Below are 18,162 nucleotides of genomic sequence, written 5' to 3'. Positions count from 1 at the left end.
GCAGCTCGGGACGACCGGGCCGACCGAAGCCGCGCAGCTCGGGACGAACCAGCCGATCACGCCGACCGGTCCCCTCACGCCGACCGCGCCGCACGCCCCGCTGACCCTGGACGCTCCGGGAGCCGCCGCGCCGGCGGGCCGGCGACGGAAGGGCCCCGTCCGCTGGGTCTGCGCCGCGCTGGGGCTGGCGCTGCTGGCCGGGGCCGGCGCCGTGGAGTGGACCGAGCGGCGGGACGCCGAGCGGGCGGCGTCCGCCGGCGAGAGCTACCGCAGGGCCGGGGGCCTGTGGCGCGCCGTGCCCGTCGACACCCTCCTCCCGCCCGGCATCGAAGGCCGCGGCGCCGGTCCCGGCGGGGCCGACCGCACCTGGACCCGGATCGCCGTCGCCCCCGACGCCGACTGCCCGGCCGCGCTGCCCGCCGACTGGCAGGCCCTCCTGGGCGCCACCGGCTGCACCCGCGTGCTGCGCGCCACCTACACCGACGCCACCCGCAGCTCCCTGGTCACCGTCGGCATGGTCTTCGCCTCCGCCGAGGCCCCGGCCATGGCCGCCCTGCGCGGCCGCCTGCCCCTGCCCCAGGGCTACGGCTTCGCCGACGACCGCCGCGCCGCCTGGTCGGTCTCCGTCCTGCCCGACGCCCCGGTCGTCGTCTACGCCGTGTCCGCCTTCGCCGACGGCCGCCCGGTCGACCGGCCCCGCGCCGCCGAGGACGCCATGAAGAAGGACGACACCGGCGCGGTGGCCCAGGCCGGCCTGGGCCACGAGGCCAAGGCCGTCGCCGACCGCGTCGAACGCGCCCTGCGCACCCTGGCCGCCCCCGCCGCCCCGGAGCCCGCCCGATGACCCGCCTCGTCCCCCGCGCGGCGGCCGGCGCCGTGCTGCTCACCCTGACCGCCGCCCTCGCCGCCCCGCCCGCCGTCGCCGACGTCGTCCGCGAACGCCAGTGGGCGCTCACCGCGCTGCGCGCCGAGGAGGCCTGGGGCACCACCCGCGGTGAGGGCGTCACCGTCGCGGTCCTCGACACCGGCGTCGACGCCACCCACCCCGACCTCGACGGCCAGGTCCTGGAGGGCGCCGACCTCATCGGTACGGGCGCCACCCGCGGCGAGCGCAACTGGGCCCGCCACGGCACCGCCATGGCCGGGATCATCGCCGGCCACGGCCACGGACCCAACCGCCGCCAGGGCGTCATCGGCATCGCCCCCGCCGCCCGGATCCTGCCGGTCCGGGTGATCCTCGAAGAGGGCGACCCGGGCCGCGCCAAGGCCCGCGAGACCAAGGGCGGCGCCCTCGCCGAGGGCATCCGCTGGGCCGCCGACCACGGCGCCGACGTGATCAACCTGTCCCTCGGCGACGACAGCGCCTCCGCGCACCACGAGGCCGCCGAGGACGAGGCCGTCCAGTACGCCCTGGCCAAGGGGGTGGTGGTGGTCGCGTCCGCCGGCAACGGCGGCGAGAACGGCGACCACGCCTCCTACCCGGCCTCGTACCCGGGCGTCATCGCCGTCACGGCGGTGGACCGCCGCGGTCGCAAGGCGCCGTTCTCCACCCGCAGCTGGTACGCCACCGTCTGCGCCCCCGGCGTGGACGTGGTCATCGCCGACCCCGACCGCGCCTACTACGAGGGCTGGGGCACCAGCGCCGCCGCGGCCTTCGTCTCCGGCGCCGCGGCCCTGGTCCGCTCCGCCCACCCCGACCTGTCCCCGGCGCAGATCAAGAAGCTGCTGGCGGACACCGCCTCCACGCCCCCGCCCGGCGGCCGCGACGACGCCCGCGGCCACGGCCTGGTCGACCCGGTGGCCGCCCTGCGGGCCGCCGAGGCCCTGCGCCCGCAGCCCGCGCTGCCGCAGGCCGCGTCGTACCCGCGGACGTACTTCGGGCCCGGACCCGAGCCGGTCCCCGCCTCCGGACGGCGCTCCGCCCTGCCGGTCCGCGTCGCCGCCGGTGCGGGGCTGGCCCTGCTCGTGCTGGCCGCCGTACCGGGCCGCCGCCGGACCCGGGATAGGGTCGGGTAACTGTGGCGAACAAGAACATTCCCGACCCCGGTTTCTCCGACGACGACGGCTCCGCCGATCCCCGGCTGAGCGCGGCCCTCGCCGCGTGGGCCGAGGACCGCACCCGCGAGCCGGAACTGCTCGCGGCGCTGGCCGGCGCCCGGCTGCTGGTGCCCGTCGTCGCGGTGCTCGGCGAGGTCGAGACCGACCCGGTGACGGGACTGAAGCAGGAGAAGACCAGCGACATGGCCGTGCCCACGCTGGTCGCCGGCGGCCGGCGGGCGCTGCCCGCCTTCACCTCGACCGACACGCTTGCCCGCTGGGACCCCGCCGCCCGCCCGGTGGCCGTACCGCTGCGCCAGGCGCTGCTGGCCACCGCGCACGAGAAGGCCGACACCCTGCTGCTGGACGTGGCCGGACCGGTGACCTACCCGCTGACCGGCTCCGCCCTGCTGGCGCTGGCCGAGGGCCGGACCGACGCCGACCCGCTGGCCGATCCCGCGGTCCGCGAGGCCGTACGCGGTGTCGTGGCCGCCGAGGCCTCGGTGGCGCGCGCCTACCTCGGCCCGGCCGGGGCCGACGCCGACGGGATCGTGGCGGTGGTGCTGGCCGACGGCACGCCGCCGGCCGAGGGCGCCCGCCGGGTGGCCCGGGCGCTGGCCGCCGACGAGACCCTGCGCGCCCGGCTGGTCCGCGGCCTCGGCCTGGCCCTGCTGCCGGCCGACGCCCCGGCCCCGGGCGAGCCGCTGTTCAGCCGCTGACGGCGGTGGGCCGACAGCAGTGAGGGCGGACGCGGACGCCTAGGCGAAGACCGGTCCGGTGAACTTCTCGCCCGGCCCCTGGCCCGGCTCGTCCGGGACGACCGACAGCTCGCGGAAGGCCAGCTGGAGGGACTTCAGGCCGTCACGCAGCGGAGCGGCGTGGAAGGAGCTGATCTCGGTGGCGCTCGCCGTGACCAGGCCCGCGAGGGCGTTGATCAGCTTGCGGGCCTCGTCGAGGTCCTTGTGCTCGGAGTCCGGCTTGTCCAGGCCCAGATTGACCGCCGCGGCGCTCATCAGGTGCACGGCCACCGTGGTGATCACCTCGACCGCGGGCACGTCCGCGATGTCGCGGGTCATGGCGTCGTAGTCGGGGGCCGCGTCGGCCGCGGTGGCGGTGGGGGGTGTCGCGTCAGTCATGCCCCTCACCATACGGCGTGCGCCCGATTCGCCTCCTCGGGGCCCGGGTGCTAACCTTGTGTGACGACCGGCCGGAGACGCATGTCCCCGGCCCACAAGTGGAGGCTCCGATCTCCCACCTGACCGCCCTCCGGGGCGGCGGGTCACCGGTCACGTGGCATCCATCGTTCCGTACGGACGATGGAAAGCCTCGTCAGACGCGCCCCGCGGTAGCACGCGGCGGTGCTCCGGTTTCTTTGGAGCTTCCGCCTGTGTCCCGTCCGGGGCGTTTCTTGCGTTTCGGGTGTGGATCGGTCCGACGAACAGACGTCAAGCGGCTGCCCACCGGACAGCCGTGTGGTGCAACCGAGGAGGATCCATCAGCACCGAGCCCCGCATCAACGACCGGATTCGCGTTCCCGAGGTGCGACTTGTCGGTCCCAGCGGCGAGCAGGTCGGGATTGTTCCGCTTGCCAAGGCGCTCGAGCTCGCGCAGGAGTACGACCTGGACCTGGTCGAGGTCGCCGCGTCGGCACGCCCGCCGGTCTGCAAGCTCATGGACTACGGCAAGTTCAAGTACGAATCGGCCATGAAGGCCCGTGAGGCGCGCAAGAACCAGGCGCACACGGTCATCAAGGAAATGAAGCTCCGGCCGAAGATCGACCCGCACGACTACGACACCAAGAAGGGTCACGTCGTCCGGTTCCTCAAGCAGGGCGACAAGGTCAAGATCACGATCATGTTCCGTGGTCGCGAGCAGTCCCGGCCGGAGCTCGGCTACCGACTGCTGCAGCGTCTGGCGGAGGATGTCCAGGAGCTCGGTTTCGTCGAGTCGAACCCGAAGCAGGACGGCCGCAACATGATCATGGTCCTCGGTCCCCACAAGAAGAAGACCGAGGCGATGGCCGAGGCCCGTGAGGCGCAGGCCGCCCGCAAGGCCGAGCGCCAGGGCCAGCGGCCCGAGGAGACGGCTCCCGCCGAGGAAGCCGGCCCCGAGGACAACGCCGAGGCCTGATCCGGAGCAGCCCGCCCCGGTTCACACCGACACAACTGACGCTTCCACGCGCCGGTCCGGAAACGGACCGGCGGGAGCGCCACTGACGAGGAGATAACGGCGCTATGCCGAAGAACAAGACCCACAGCGGTTCCAAGAAGCGCTTCAAGATCACCGGCTCCGGCAAGGTGCTCCGTGAGCGCGCCGGCAAGCGCCACCTGCTTGAGCACAAGTCGTCCCAGCTGACGCGTCGCCTCACCGGCAACGCCGAGATGGCTCCGGCCGACGCCAAGAAGATCAAGAAGCTTCTCGGCATGTGAGGTCGTCCCGCTCGACGCATGAGCGGGACGAGACCTCTGGACCGGGACCCCATCGATTTCGGGCCGTGTGACGACAACCACGGCCCCGCTACAAGGAGTTAACAAGTGGCACGCGTCAAGCGGGCAGTCAACGCCCACAAGAAGCGCCGGGCGATCCTCGAGGCGGCCTCCGGCTACCGCGGTCAGCGCTCGCGCCTGTACCGCAAGGCCAAGGAGCAGGTCACCCACTCGCTGGTCTACAACTACAACGACCGCAAGAAGCGCAAGGGCGACTTCCGTCAGCTGTGGATCCAGCGCATCAACGCCGCTGCCCGCCAGAACGGCATGACGTACAACCGCCTCATCCAGGGTCTGAAGGCCGCCAACATCGAGGTGGACCGCAAGATGCTGGCCGAGCTGGCCGTCAACGACGCCAACGCGTTCGCCGCGCTGGTCGAGGTCGCCCAGAAGGCGCTGCCGGCCGACGTCAACGCCCCGAAGGCCGCCGCGTAAGGCCTTTGCCGGCCCCCTGAACCAGGACCGGCCCCACGGACCCGCAGGCGACACGCCTGCGGGTCCGTGCGCTTTCCCCTCCGCGCAGCCCCGCCGCGCCCCGGACCCGAGAGAGAACCGCTACAGACCATGGGCACCCCCGCCGAGCTGATCTCCCCCCGATCCCCCCGGGTGGCCGCCGCCCGGCGCCTCGCCCGGCGCAACTTCCGCACCAAGGAGCGCCGCTTCATCGCCGAGGGCCCGCAGGCCGTGCGGGAGGCCGTCGCCCACCGCGGGGAGGCCGGCCCGACCCTGATCGAGCTGTTCGCGACCGTCGAGGCCGCCGAGCGCCACGCCGACATCGTCGCCGCCGCCCGCGCCGCCGGCGCCCGGGTCCACCACGCCTCCGACGAGGTCCTCGCCGACGTCTCGCAGACCATCACCCCGCAGGGGCTGGTCGGCGTCTGCCACTTCCTCGACTCGCCGTTCGAGGAGATCCTCAAGGGCGAGCCCAAGCTGGTCGCCGTACTCGCCCACGTCCGCGACCCCGGGAACGCCGGCACCGTGCTGCGCTGCGCCGACGCCGCCGGCGCCGACGCGGTGGTCCTGACCGACGCCTCGGTGGACCTGTACAACCCCAAGTCCGTCCGGGCCTCCGTCGGCTCCCTCTTCCACCTGCCGGTCGCCGTCGGCGTCCCCGTCGAGCGGGCCGTCGCGGGACTGCGCGCGGCGGGCGTACGGATCCTCGCCGCGGACGGCGCGGGCGAGGACGACCTCGACGCCGAGCTGGACGCCGGCACCATGGGCGGGCCGTCCGCCTGGGTCTTCGGCAACGAGGCCTGGGGCCTGCCCGAGGAGACCCGTGCGCTGGCGGACGCCGTCGTGCGCGTCCCCATCCACGGCAAGGCCGAGAGCCTGAACCTCGCCACCGCCGCCGCCGTGTGCCTGTACGCCTCCGCGCGTGCACAGCGGGCTCCCGGAGGGTGCCGCTCCGTGACCCCCAGCTAGTAATGTGGCCGCCCGGGGGCCCACGGTGCTGCCGGAGATGTGGGGTACGGGGACATGACCGTCGGGACGAACAGCTCACCGGGGGCCACGGGAGCGACGGGAACGGCCGGCCCGGCCGACCCGGTCGGCGCGGCCGACGACGCCGTGCCGGCCCCCGAGCGGCCCGCGCCCGGCGCCCCCGCGACCGCGGTGGGCCTCGGTCCCGGTCTCGACCCCGACGACCTGCCCGACGGCCTGGTCGTCGCCGACCACACCGGCCAGGTCATCTGCTTCAACCGGGCCGCCGCCCGGATCACCGCCATCGCCCCCCGCGAGGCGCTCGGCGCCCGGATCGAGCGGGCCCTGCCCCTGGAGGACCTCGAAGGCCGCCGCTGGTGGGCGCTGACCGACCCCTACGGCGGCCTGGCCACCCGGCGCGGCCAGCCGGAGCGCAACCTCCTGCTGCCCGGCGGTCGCGAGGTGCTGGTCAGCGCCCGGTACGTGCGCACGTACCCCAAGGGCCCGCTGGCCCGGCTCGTGGTGAGCCTGCGCGGCACCGAGGCCCGCCGCCGCACCGAGCGCAGCCACGCCGAGCTGATCGCCACCGTCGCGCACGAGCTGCGCTCCCCGCTCACCTCGGTCAAGGGCTTCACGGCCACCCTGCTGGCCAAGTGGGAGCGGTTCACCGACGACCAGAAGCGCCTGATGCTGGAGACCGTCGACGCCGACGCCAACCGGGTCACCCGGCTGATCGCCGAACTGCTCGACATCTCCCGGATCGACTCCGGCCGGCTGGAGGTGCGCCGGCAGCCCGTGGACATCGCCACCGCCGTGGGTCGGCACGTCCAGGCGCTCACCGCGAACGGCCAGGCCCCGGACCGGTTCCTCGTACGGCTGACCAGGCCCCTGCCCGACCTGTGGGCCGACCCGGACAAGATCGATCAGATCCTCGGCAATCTTCTGGAAAATGCGGTGCGCCACGGTGACGGAACGGTCACCATCGAGGTGGCGCCGCACGAGAAGGGAACAGCCGTCACCGTGACCGACGAGGGCCCCGGGATCCCGGAGGAATCGATGAGCCGCGTGTTCACCCGCTTCTGGCGGGGCAGCAAGCGCGGCGGCACCGGGCTGGGCCTGTACATCGTCAAGGGCATCGTGGAGGCCCACGGCGGCACCATCACGGTCGGGCGCGGCCCCGGAGGCGGCGCCGAGTTCCGATTCGTCCTGCCCGTCGGCGCGCCGGCGTACCTCTCCCAGTAGCCACCGGCACTCGGCGGAGCGTCTCGCAGGTCGGCCCTCGGGCTCCTTCACCACCGGCGACCTTTAGACTCGTCCTTTGGCACCTTTGTGTCCTTGTGTCGAGCCCCTTGTGTCGAGCGGGGACCACCAGCCAGCCCATCGGAAGTACGGGAAGAGATGTCGGCACCGAACAAGTCGTACGACCCTGTCGAGGTCGAGGCACTGAAACCGGAAGAGATCGAGCGCATGCGGGACGAGGCGCTCGCCGCCTTCGCGGCCGCCGGCGACCTCGACGCCCTGGCGCACGCGAAGACCGCCCACGCCGGCGGTACCTCGCCGCTGGCGCTGGCCAACCGCGAGATCGGCGCCCTGCCGCCGCAGGCGAAGGCCGAGGCCGGCAAGCGCGTCGGCCAGGCCCGTGGCGCCGTGAACAAGGCGTACGCGCAGCGGCTGGCGCAGCTGGAGGCCGAGCGCGACGAGCGGGTGCTGGTCGAGGAGGCGGTGGACGTCACGCTGCCCTACGACCGCGTCCCCGCCGGCGCCCGGCACCCGCTGACCACGCTGATGGACCGCGTCGCGGACATCTTCGTCGGCATGGGCTACGAGGTGGCCGAGGGCCCCGAGGTCGAGGCGGAGTGGTTCAACTTCGACGCCCTCAACTTCACGCCCGACCACCCGGCGCGCCAGATGCAGGACACGTTCTTCGTGCGCGGCGCCCAGGCGGACCGGAGCACGGCGGGGGACGAGTCCGGTGTGGTGCTGCGCACCCACACCTCCCCGGTGCAGGCCCGCGCGCTGCTGGAGCGCCGTGAGCCGCCCGTCTACATCGTCTGCCCCGGCCGGGTCTACCGGACCGACGAGCTCGACGCCACGCACACCCCGGTCTTCCACCAGGTCGAGCTGCTGGCCGTCGACAAGGGCCTGACCATGGCCGACCTCAAGGGCACCATCGACCACATGGTCAAGGAGCTCTTCGGCGAGGACACCACGACCCGGCTGCGCCCCCACTTCTTCCCGTTCACCGAGCCGTCCGCCGAGATGGACATGCAGTGCTACGTGTGCCGCGGCGCCTCGGTGGGCAACCCCGACCGCCCCTGCCGCACCTGCTCCAGCGAGGGCTGGATCGAGCTCGGCGGCTGCGGCATGGTCAACCCCAAGGTGCTGACCGCCTGCGGTGTGGACCCCGAGGTGTACAGCGGGTTCGCGTTCGGGTTCGGCATCGAGCGGATGCTGATGTTCCGCCACAACGTCGAAGACATGCGAGACATGGTCGAGGGTGACGTCCGGTTCACCCGGCCGTTCGGGATGGAGATCTGATGCGGGTCCCGCTTTCTTGGCTGCGGGAGTACGTCGACCTGCCCGCGGGCACCACGGGTCGGGACGTCGCTGCCAAGCTCATCGACGCCGGCCTGGAGGTCGAGACCGTCGAGCAGCTCGGCGCCGGGCTCAAGGGCCCCCTGGTCGTCGGCCAGGTGCTGACCATCGAGGAGCTGGAGGGCTTCAAGAAGCCGATCCGCTTCTGCACCGTGGACGTCGGCCGGGCCAACGGCACCGGTGAGCCGCAGGAGATCGTCTGCGGCGCGCGGAACTTCTCCGTCGGCGACAAGGTCGTCGTGGTCCTCCCGGGCGCCGTCCTGCCCGGCGACTTCGCGATCGCCGCGCGCAAGACCTACGGCAAGACCTCGCACGGCATGATCTGCTCCGGCGAGGAGCTCGGCATGGGGGACGACGGCACGCACGGAATCATCGTGCTGCCGCCGGAGCACGAGGCCGGCACCGACGCGATCGAGCTGCTCCAGCTCGTCGACGAGGTCCTGCACATCGACGTCACCCCCGACCGCGGCTACTGCATGTCGATGCGCGGCATCGCCCGCGAGACGGCCACCGCCTTCGGCCTGCCGCTGCGCGACCCGGCGCTGCTGGACGTGCCGGCGCCGAACTCCTACGGCTACCCGGTCAAGGTCGAGGACCCGGCCGGCTGCGACCGCTTCACCGCGCGCACCGTCACCGGCCTGGACCCCGAGGCCCGCTCGCCGATCTGGCTCACCCGCCGCCTGCAGAAGGCCGGCATGCGCCCGATCTCGCTGGCCGTCGACATCACCAACTACGTGATGCTGGAGCTCGGCCAGCCGCTGCACGCCTACGACCGCTCCCGCATCGACGGCCCCATCGGGGTGCGCCGGGCCGAGCAGGGCGAGAAGTTCACCACCCTCGACGGCGTCAAGCGCACCCTCGACGCCGAGGACCTGGTGATCACCGACAACGGCGGGCCGATCGGCATCGCCGGCGTCATGGGCGGCGCCAACACCGAGATCGCCGACTCCGTCACCGACCCCGAGACCGGTGTCGTCACCGGCACCACGGAGGTCGTGATCGAGGCCGCGCACTTCGACGCCGTCTCCGTCTCCCGCACCGCCCGCCGACTGAAGCTGTCCTCCGAGGCGTCCAAGCGCTTCGAGCGCGGCGTCGACCCGCAGGCCGCCGCCGCTGCGGCCCAGCGGACCGTCGACCTGCTGGTGCTGCTCGCGGGCGGCACCGCCGAGGCCGGCGTCACCGAGCTGACCGCCCCGGTCGCCCCGCGCACCGTGGCCATGCGCGCGGACCACCCGGACCGGGTCGCCGGGATGGACTACGGCCGAGAGACCGTCGTCCGCCGCCTGCAGGAGATCGGCTGCGACGTCTACGGCCAGGACGAGCTCGTCGTCACCGTCCCCTCGTGGCGGCCCGACCTCGCCGAGCCGAACGACCTCGCCGAGGAGGTCATCCGGCTGGAGGGCTACGGCACCCTGCCGTCGACCCTCCCGCAGGTGCCCTCCGGCCGCGGGCTGACCCCGCGCCAGCAGCTGCACCGCCGCGTCGGCCGGGCGCTGGCCGGCGCCGGCTACGTCGAGGCGCTCAGCTACCCGTTCCTCGGCGAGGCCGTCCTCGACCAGCTCCAGCTGCCCGCGGACGACCCGGCCCGCCGGGTGGTCGAGCTGGTCAACCCGCTCTCCGACGAGGAGCCGGCGCTGCGCACCACGCTGCTGCCGGGCCTGCTCGGCGCGCTGCGCCGCAACGACAGCCGGGGCAGCCACGACCTCGCCCTGTTCGAGACCGGCTCGGTCTTCCGGGCCGGGGACGGGCCGGGCGTCGCGGTGCGGCTGCCCGTCGACCGCCGTCCCACGGACGAGGAGATCGCCACGCTCGACGCCGCCCTGCCGGCGCAGCCGCGCCACGCCGCGGTCGTGCTGGCCGGCGCCCGCGAGCAGGCCGGCTGGTGGGGCAAGGGCCGCCCGGCGACCTGGGCGGACGCCGTCGAGGCGGCGCGCACCCTGGCCCGCGAGGCGGGCGCGGAGCTGGTGGTCCGGCAGGGGCAGTACGGCCCCTGGCACCCGGGCCGCTGCGCCGAGCTGGTCGTCACCCTGGACGGCGCCGAGCAGGTCGTCGGCCACGCCGGTGAGCTGCACCCGCGCGTGGTGAAGGCGCTGGGCCTGCCGACCCGCACCTGCGCGATGGAGCTGGACCTGGACCGGCTGGGGCAGGCCGGCGGCGCGGCCGTCGAGGCCCCGCGGATCTCCGGCTTCCCGGTGGCCACCCAGGACGTGGCGCTGGTCGTGGACGCGTCCGTGCCGGCCGCCGAGGTGGAGACCGCGCTGCGCGAAGGGGCCGGCGACCTGCTGGAGTCCCTGCGGCTGTTCGACGTCTTCACCGGTGAGCAGATCGGCGAGGGCAAGAAGTCGCTGGCCTACGCGCTGCGCTTCCGGGCCGCCGACCGCACACTGACCGCGGAGGAGTCCACGGCCGCGCGCGACGCCGCCGTGGCGCTCGCCACCGAGCGGACGGGCGCGGTGCTGCGCGGCGCGTGACCGCCGCCTTCGAGGCGCATGAGGGGCGCACCCGGGCCACCGGGTGCGCCCCTCACTCGTTCGGGTGAGAACTCCCGGCGGGTGTAGGGCCCGCAGCGGGTGCTCGACACAATCGTTTCGGCCGAGGGGAGGCCTGACGATGACCGAAACGCGGGCCGTGCCCCGGGTGCGCCGGGCGTGCGTCCTTGCCTGGGGCGGCGCGGCGGTCACCTGGGAGCTCTCCTCCCCGGGGCCCCTGCTGCCGAGTCTGGCCAGCTGTGCGGCGTTCCTGCTGCTGGCCACCGGGTGCGCGCTGCGCACCCGGCAGCGGCTGGCGCGCGAGCTGCGCCGCAGCCGGCAGGTCGCCGGCGCCGTCCAGCGCGCCCTGCTGCGGCCGCTGCCCGCCCGGATGGACGGGCTGGCGCTGGCCGCGGTGCACGGGCCGGTGCTCGGGGGCGACCTCTACGAGGCCTTACCGACGCCGTACGGGGTGCGGATCGTCATCGGCGACGTCCGCGGCCACGGCCTGCCGGCGCTGGGCGCCGCCACGGCGGTGCTGGGTTGCTTCCGCGAGGCCGCCCACGACGAGCCGACGCTGGCCGGGGTGCTGCGCCGGCTGGAACGGGCGCTGCGGCGGGCCGCGCGCGACCCGGAGGACTTCGTCACGGTGCTGCTGCTGGAGATCACCGCGGACAGCGCGGTCACCGCGCTCAACTGCGGGCACCCCTGGCCGTACCTGCTGCCGGCCCCGGCCGCCGCCCCGTCCGCCCGGGCGGCCCGCCGTCCGCCGGCCGGGCCGCCCGCCCCGGCCGGTGCCCTGCTCGTCGCCCGCCGCCGGACCCACGACCGGGCACCGGAGGCGTCCGGCGTCCGGGTGCTCGCCGGGGAGGCGACCCTGCCGCCGCTGGGCGTCGTCCCGCTGCCGGAGGAGCTGGACCCGCAGGTGTCCGCGCGGCTCGCGCCGGGCGAGGGGCTGCTCCTGCACACCGACGGGGTCGAGGACGCCCGCGACCGCCACGGCGGGTGCTTCCCGCTGGAGCGGGTGCTCGCACGGGCCGCCGCCGGCCCGGCGGCCACGCCCGCGCGGCTGGTGGCGGGCGTGTACGCCGCGTTGCTGCGCCACGCGGGCGGTCAGCCCGCCGACGACGTGGCCCTGCTCGTGCTCCGCAACGACCGGCCGCGGCCGTCCGGGGACGCCTCCCTGCCGGTCGCCCCGGACGGCGCCTGGAACACCTAGCCGAGGAAGAACGGATCCAGGCCGGTCGAGCCGTGCGCGCCGGACCCGGTGGGGGGGCCCGGCGCCCACGCTCGCTCCCCGGCTCCCGCCGGGGGCGCGCCCGGACCGCCGTCGGCGACCGGAGACCAACCGACTCCGACACCGGCCCGGGGCGCCGCCCGCCTGCCGTGGAGTGTCGGGCAGACAGCAGGAGCGGGCGGCGCGTCACGGGCCGTCGCACTGTACGAGGGGGAGCCGACGGCCCGCATGCCTCCGATGAGGCGAGGATGCCAGTCAACCGCTCCACGGCGTCCCGCGGCAGGGTGCGCAACGCATTTATGCGCGTACTAGGTTCACACCCCGTGTGTACGCCGGGCCCACTAGTCTGGGACCGACGAGCCCTTGGAGGGGCCCATGCAGTCCAACGCCCTGCTCGACGCCCTCCTCGCCGAGGCGGGCATGTCCCATGCCGGACTCGCCGCCCACGTGAACCAGGCCGGCCGGTCCCGCGGACTCGCGCTGCGGTACGAACACACCGCCGTCAACCGGTGGTTGAAGGGACAGCGGCCGCGCGGCCAGGTGCCGGACCTGATCTGCGAGGTGCTGGCGACCCGGCTGCGCCGGCCGCTGTCGCTGGACGACATCGGGCTCGGGCTGCCGGGGCAGTCCGGCGGCGGGCCGGGCACGGCTTGCCTGGGCGGCTTCGTCGACCGGGCCACCGCCCTGTGGCGGGCGGACCAGCAAGGGCGCCAACACGCGCTCGGCGAGGCGGCGTTGACCGGGACCCCGGCGGTCATCCCGGTGTGGGAGTGGGAGAACCCGCCCGAGGACGCCGACGTCTCGCGTGACGGGCCGCTCCTGGTCGGTCCCGAGCACATCGAGATCCTGCGCGCCGCGCGGGCCCACTACGAGCTGATGTACCGGCGGGCCGGCGGCATGGCCACCCGGGCCCGGATCGTGCGCTTCCTCGGCACCGAGACCGCACCCGTGCTGCGCGGGAGTTACTCCGATGCGCTCGGGCGCCGGCTGCACCGGGCCACCGGCTCCCTGGTCGCGGTGGCGGGCATCTGCGCGTACGACTCCGACGCCCACGGCCTGGCCCAGCGCTACTTCCACCAGGCGCTGCGGCTGGCCAAGGCCAGCGGGGACCGGGGGCTGGGGGCGTACGTCATCGCGCTGATCGTCAACCAGTCCCTGCACCTGCGGGAGTTCCGCCAGGCCCTGGCCTTCGCCGAGGCCGCGCTGCGGGCCGCCGGCCGGCACACCACCCCCGCGCTGGCCGCCGACCTGTACGCGATGCAGGCCAAGGCGTACGCACAACTCGGCGACGGCAGGGCGGCGTTGGAGTGCATCCGGCTGGCCGAGACGGCGGCCGAGCGGATCCGGCCGGGCAGCGAACCGGACGAGACCGGCTACGTCCAGCCCGGGTTGGTCAACGTGCAGGTGGCCGAGGCCCTGCTCAGTCTGGGGGAACTCGACGCGGCCCACGAACAGGCCGCGGCGGCGGTCGGGACCCCGGCCCACGACCGGGGCCGGGTCCACCGGCTGGCGATGCTCTGCGAGATCCAGCTGCGCCAGGGGGAAGCGGACCGTGCGGTGGTGGCCGCGGCCGAGATGGCCGAACGCGCCAAGGGCATGGAGTCGCTGCGGCTGCGCGACCGGCTGCGGGCGGTCCGCGAACAGCTCCTGACCAGCGGTTGTGCCGACGCGGAGGAGACCGCGCAGCTCATCGACGGGGCCTTGCGCGTTCCGCTGTGACCACGCAGCTGCTGCCATGTTGCCACCTACAGAAACGGAAGGTGGCGGACCCGTGCAGTGGACGAACCTGAGTGAGCAGACCGTGTACAAGAACCGCTGGTTCGACGTGAACCTCGCCGACGTCGAGCTGCCCGACGGGCGGCACCTGGACCACTTCGTCATCCGGCTGCGCCCGGTGGCCGTCGCCACCGCGGTCAACGAGGCGGACGAGGTGCTGCTGCTGTGGCGGCACCGGTTCATCACCGACAGCTGGGGCTGGGAGCTGCCCGCCGGGGTGGTGGAGGACGGCGAGGACCTCGCGGCGGCCGCGGCCCGGGAGATGGAGGAGGAGTCGGGCTGGCGGCCGGGCCCGCTGCGCCCCCTGATGACGGTGGAGCCCTCCAACGGGCTGACCGACGCCCGGCACCACCTGTTCTGGGCCGAGGGCGCCACCTACGTCGGCCCGCCCGAGGACGCCTTCGAGTCCTCCCGGCGCGCGTGGGTGCCCCTCGAACTCGTACCGGACATGGTCGCGCGCGGGGAGGTCCCGGCCGCCAACATGGCGGCCGGGCTGCTCCTGCTGCACCATCTCCGGCTCAGCCGACGCAGGGCCGTCGGTCAGTTGTACGCGTAGAAGCCCGAGCCGGTCTTGCGGCCGAGCCGGCCCGCGTCCACCATGCGCTGCAGCAGCGGGGGAGCGGCGTACAGCGGCTCCTTGTACTCGGCGTACATCGAGTCGGCGATCGAGGCGATGGTGTCCAGGCCGATGAGGTCGGAGAGCTTCAGCGGGCCCATGGGGTGGGCGCAGCCGAACTCCATGCCGTTGTCGATGTCCTCGCGGCTGGCGATGCCCGACTCGAACATCCGGATCGCGGACAGCAGGTAGGGCACCAGCAGCGCGTTCACCACGAAACCGGACCGGTCCTGGGCGCGGATCGCGTGCTTGCCGAGCACGTCCCGCACCAGGGCCTCGGACCGCTTCACCGTCTCCTCGCCGGTGGTCAGGGCCGGGATCAGCTCGACGAGCTTCTGCACCGGGGCCGGGTTGAAGAAGTGGATGCCGATGACCTGGTCCGGGCGGGAGGTCGCGACGGCCAGCTTGACCAGCGGGATCGAGGAGGTGTTGGACGCCAGGATCGCGTCGGGGCGGGTCACCACCTGGTCCAGGACCTGGAAGATCTCCGTCTTGACCTGCTCGTTCTCCACGACGGCCTCGATGACCAGGTCGCGGTCGGCGAACTCGCCGAGGTCGGTCGTGAAGGACAGGCGGGCCAGGGTGGCGTCCCGCTCCTCCTCCGTGATCTTGCCGCGTTCGGCGGCCTTCGTGAGCGAGTTGTACAGCCGGGTACGTCCGATCTCCAGGGCCTCACCCGTGGTCTCGGCGACCTTGACCTCAAGGCCGCTCCGGGCACACACCTCGGCGATACCCGCACCCATCTGGCCACAGCCCACTACGCCGACTCGTGTGATGTCGGAAGGGAGGTCAGTCACTTCGCGCCTTTCGCTGCTCATCCGTCGGCGGGTCCCCCGTACGATTCCGGCGCCCGCCACGCCCCCCGACGTTACTCCCGCCCCTGCCACGGGTGGGTGGTCGGGGCGGGCATGCTGTGCGGACGACGAACGATGTCACGCTACGGAAGGGATCGGTCACATGGGGTATGTGAACCGGCGGGGGCTGCTGGCGGGCGCCGCGGGGCTGCTGGCGGCGACGGCGACCGGCGCGGCGGCGCCCGCGGGCGCGGGGGGAGCGGGGCGCGCAGGGGGCGCCGCGGAGCCGACGGCGACGGCCGCGGCGGGGGCCCGGGCGGGGCGGGGTGCGGGGGTCCCGGAGTTCCGCGGGATGTGGGTGGCCACCGTGCAGAACGTGGACTGGCCCTCGCGGACCGGCCTCGGCGCCGCCCGGCAGCGCACGGAACTGCTCCGGCTGCTCGACACGGCCGTGGCGCGCCGGCTGAACGTGGTGGTGCTCCAGGTCCGCCCCGCCGCCGACGCGCTGTGGCCCTCGGCGCTGGAGCCCTGGTCCCAGTGGCTGACGGGTCGCCAGGGCCAGGACCCGGGCTGGGACCCGCTGGGCACCGCCGTCACCGAGGCGCACGCCCGGGGGCTGGAGCTGCACGCCTGGTTCAACCCGTACCGGGTGGCCCAGCACGACGACCCCGCGCAGCTGGTGCCCGAGCACCCGGCGCGGCGCAACCCGGGGTGGACCGTCGCCTACGGCGGCAAGCTCTACTACAACCCCGGGATCCCCGAGGTGCGCGCCTTCGTGCAGGACGCCATGATCGACGCCGTGGCCCGCTACCCCGTCGACGCGGTCCACTGGGACGACTACTTCTACCCCTACCCGGTGGCGGGGGAGACCTTCGACGACGACGAGGCGTTCGCGGCGCACGGCGCGGGCTTCCCGTCCCGGGCCGCCTGGCGCCGCCACAACATCGACAGCCTGGTCCGGGAGATGTCGGCGCGGATCAAGGCGGTCCGGCCGGGCGCGCGGTTCGGCGTCAGCCCGTTCGCGGTGTGGCGCAACCGCGACCGGGACCCGCTCGGCTCGGCCACCTCGGCGGGTGTGGGGACGTACGACGACCTGTACGCGGACACCCGCGGCTGGGTCCGGCAGAAGTGGATCGACTACATCGTGCCGCAGTGCTACTGGCACATCGGCTACCGGCCGGCCGACTACGCCACGCTCGTGCCGTGGTGGTCGCAGACGGTGGCCGGGACCGGGGTGGACCTCTACATCGGGGAGGCGCTCTACCGCTGCGACCCCGACAGTCCCACCGCCGCGTGGCGGGACCCCGCGGAGCTGTCCCGGCACCTGACGTTCGCCCGTCGGCACGCCGGGGTCCGCGGCCACTCCTACTTCTCGGCGAAGCAGGTGGTCGCGGACCCCAACGGCGCCATGGCCAAGGTCGTCGCCGACCACTACCCGACCGCGGTCCCGCCGCGCTGACGGCGGCGGGGCGGAGGGGCGGGGGCGGCCGCCGGGGGCCTGGTGGTGGTCACGGCGGCCCCGGCGGACCGGCGGTCCGGGGGACCCCGGCGGCCCCGGCGGTCCCGGGGGTCCCGGCGGTCCCGGGGGTCCCGGCGGTCAGTGGAAGAGGGTGTCGGCCCCGGCGCCCGGGTCGATCTTGGGAGGGTGCTTCACCTGGCAGTCCGGTCCGGGGGACATGATGGCCTCGTGGCCGTCCGGGAAGTGCACCCGGTAGGGCGGGGCACCGTTCTCGCCCAGTACCTGGGTGATCTCGCCGATCTTGTCGTGCTGGCCGACGACTCGGCCGTGCTGGACCAGCTGGTCGCCTTCGGTCGCGCGCATCTGCTGACCTCCCTCGGGGCGGGGTCCGATCCGGTTGACGCCAGTTTACGGCGGTTGGCGCGTTTTAGGCCCGCTGGGTCACGGCGATGCACACCAGGACCGCGACGGCGGCCAGCGGCGCGGCGGGGGAGAGCTGTTCGCCCAGGAGGGTGACGGACCAGACCAGGGTGAGCAGCGGCTGGGCCAGCTGGAGCTGGCTGGCCCGGGCCGCGCCGATCTCCGCCATGCCCCGGTACCAGACGTACAGTCCGAGGAAGGTGGAGCCGGCCGCCGCCCACACCAGCCCGATCACCCCGTGCGCCGACAGCCGCACCGGCTCGTACGCCAGCCCCAGCGCCGAGCCGGCCAGGCTCAGCGGCAGGCAGAACACCAGCGCCCAGCCGATCACCTGCCAGCCGGGCAGGATCCGGGCGAGCCGGCCGCCCTCGGTGTAGCCGGCGGCGCACACCAGGAGCGCCGCGAACAGGAAGCCGTCGCCCGTGGAGAGCCCCCCGCCGCTCTGGGCCAGGGTGAAGCCGAGCACCACGGCCGCCCCGGCGACGGCGGCGGCCCAGAAGGTGCGCGAGGGCCGGGCGCCGGTGCGCAGCGCGGACAGCGACGCGGTGGTCAGCGGCAGCAGCCCGACCACCACGGCGGCGTGCGAGGTGGTGGAGGTCTGCAGGGCGAGCGTGGTGAGCAGCGGGAAGCCGACGACCACGCCGCCGGCGACCACGGCCAGGCCCGCCCAGTGCGCGCGGTGCGGCAGCGGGACGCGCAGGGCCAGCAGGAAGCCGCCCGCGACGAGGGCGGCGAGCACGCTGCGCAGGGAGACCAGCGACCAGGGGCCGAAGCTCTCCAGGCCCCAGGCGGTCGAAGGGAAGGTCAGCGAGAACGCGACGACACCGAGCCCGGCGAGCAGGGTGCCGGTGCGGG

18 protein-coding genes are annotated in these 18,162 nt (G+C 74.4%); 14 read left to right on the top strand and 4 right to left on the bottom strand.

From position 1 onward, the window contains the following. The 3 genes from LG632_RS23700 to LG632_RS23690 all read left to right on the top strand — a co-directional run. A partial coding sequence (locus LG632_RS23700) for a hypothetical protein (RefSeq protein WP_226729453.1) occupies positions 1-844 on the top strand: 844 nt, incomplete at its 5' end. Further along, a complete protein-coding gene (gene mycP, locus LG632_RS23695) occupies positions 841-2,016 on the top strand; it encodes a type VII secretion-associated serine protease mycosin (protein ID WP_226729452.1) in 1,176 nt (391 codons plus the stop codon). The genes LG632_RS23700 and mycP, both read left to right, overlap by 4 nt. Before the next feature lie 2 nt (positions 2,017-2,018). Then, complete coding sequence (locus LG632_RS23690) at positions 2,019-2,756, top strand: SseB family protein (protein WP_226729451.1); 738 nt, start codon at positions 2,019-2,021, stop codon at positions 2,754-2,756. Between the two features lie 39 nt (positions 2,757-2,795). On the opposite strand, the gene LG632_RS23685 is transcribed toward LG632_RS23690, so the two are convergent. Next, the gene (locus LG632_RS23685) at positions 2,796-3,173 is read right to left on the bottom strand and encodes a DUF1844 domain-containing protein (RefSeq protein WP_226729450.1); all 378 of its coding nucleotides are present in this window, start codon (positions 3,171-3,173) and stop codon (positions 2,796-2,798) included. Between the two features lie 334 nt (positions 3,174-3,507). Here LG632_RS23685 and infC point away from each other — a divergent pair, with 334 nt between their 5' ends. The 10 genes from infC (at position 3,508) to LG632_RS23635 (ending at position 14,574) form a co-directional block, all read left to right on the top strand. Then, positions 3,508-4,167, top strand: coding sequence for a translation initiation factor IF-3 (gene infC, locus LG632_RS23680; RefSeq protein WP_226729449.1), 660 nt, complete (start codon positions 3,508-3,510; stop codon positions 4,165-4,167). A 104-nt stretch (positions 4,168-4,271) separates the two neighbouring features. Further along, a complete protein-coding gene (rpmI, locus tag LG632_RS23675) occupies positions 4,272-4,466 on the top strand; it encodes a 50S ribosomal protein L35 (protein ID WP_125652404.1) in 195 nt (64 codons plus the stop codon). Positions 4,467-4,571: 105 nt separating this feature from the next. Further along, a complete protein-coding gene (rplT, locus tag LG632_RS23670; RefSeq protein ID WP_226729448.1) occupies positions 4,572-4,958 on the top strand; it encodes a 50S ribosomal protein L20 in 387 nt (128 codons plus the stop codon). 129 nt (positions 4,959-5,087) lie between these two features. Beyond that, the gene (locus LG632_RS23665; protein WP_226729447.1) at positions 5,088-5,945 is read left to right on the top strand and encodes a TrmH family RNA methyltransferase; all 858 of its coding nucleotides are present in this window, start codon (positions 5,088-5,090) and stop codon (positions 5,943-5,945) included. 54 nt (positions 5,946-5,999) lie between these two features. Continuing rightward, entirely contained in the window at positions 6,000-7,184 is a 1,185-nt protein-coding gene (locus LG632_RS23660; protein ID WP_226729446.1) for a sensor histidine kinase, read from the top strand. 156 nt (positions 7,185-7,340) lie between these two features. Continuing rightward, complete coding sequence (pheS, locus tag LG632_RS23655) at positions 7,341-8,480, top strand: phenylalanine--tRNA ligase subunit alpha (RefSeq protein WP_226729445.1); 1,140 nt, start codon at positions 7,341-7,343, stop codon at positions 8,478-8,480. Then, a complete protein-coding gene (pheT, locus tag LG632_RS23650; RefSeq protein WP_226729444.1) occupies positions 8,480-11,008 on the top strand; it encodes a phenylalanine--tRNA ligase subunit beta in 2,529 nt (842 codons plus the stop codon). Before pheS ends, pheT begins: the two co-directional genes overlap by 1 nt. 139 nt (positions 11,009-11,147) lie before the next feature. Beyond that, the gene (locus tag LG632_RS23645; protein ID WP_226729443.1) at positions 11,148-12,224 is read left to right on the top strand and encodes a PP2C family protein-serine/threonine phosphatase; all 1,077 of its coding nucleotides are present in this window, start codon (positions 11,148-11,150) and stop codon (positions 12,222-12,224) included. A 393-nt stretch (positions 12,225-12,617) separates the two neighbouring features. Continuing rightward, the gene (locus tag LG632_RS23640) at positions 12,618-13,961 is read left to right on the top strand and encodes an NsdA family TPR-like regulatory protein (protein ID WP_226729442.1); all 1,344 of its coding nucleotides are present in this window, start codon (positions 12,618-12,620) and stop codon (positions 13,959-13,961) included. 52 nt (positions 13,962-14,013) lie between these two features. Next, positions 14,014-14,574, top strand: coding sequence for an NUDIX domain-containing protein (locus tag LG632_RS23635; protein ID WP_226729441.1), 561 nt, complete (start codon positions 14,014-14,016; stop codon positions 14,572-14,574). Here LG632_RS23635 and LG632_RS23630 read toward each other — a convergent pair. After that, complete coding sequence (locus tag LG632_RS23630) at positions 14,559-15,452, bottom strand: 3-hydroxybutyryl-CoA dehydrogenase (RefSeq protein ID WP_226729440.1); 894 nt, start codon at positions 15,450-15,452, stop codon at positions 14,559-14,561. The genes LG632_RS23635 and LG632_RS23630 overlap by 16 nt on opposite strands. 139 nt (positions 15,453-15,591) lie before the next feature. Here LG632_RS23630 and LG632_RS23625 point away from each other — a divergent pair, with 139 nt between their 5' ends. After that, positions 15,592-16,887, top strand: coding sequence for a glycoside hydrolase family 10-like protein (locus LG632_RS23625; RefSeq protein WP_226729439.1), 1,296 nt, complete (start codon positions 15,592-15,594; stop codon positions 16,885-16,887). A gap of 138 nt (positions 16,888-17,025) precedes the next feature. On the opposite strand, the gene LG632_RS23620 is transcribed toward LG632_RS23625, so the two are convergent. Beyond that, positions 17,026-17,250: a DUF1918 domain-containing protein gene (locus LG632_RS23620; protein WP_226729438.1), complete on the bottom strand. Its 225-nt coding sequence runs from the start codon at positions 17,248-17,250 to the stop codon at positions 17,026-17,028. 64 nt (positions 17,251-17,314) lie between these two features. After that, positions 17,315-18,162, bottom strand: an 848-nt coding sequence (locus LG632_RS23615) for a DMT family transporter (protein WP_374203556.1), incomplete at its 5' end; no start/stop codon positions are given.

The organism is Streptomyces antimicrobicus, from assembly GCF_020532625.1.
Lineage (GTDB): Bacteria > Actinomycetota > Actinomycetes > Streptomycetales > Streptomycetaceae > Streptomyces > Streptomyces antimicrobicus.
The sequence above is the reverse complement of the archived record's forward strand: the minus strand, read 5'-3'. Positions and strand labels throughout refer to the sequence as shown.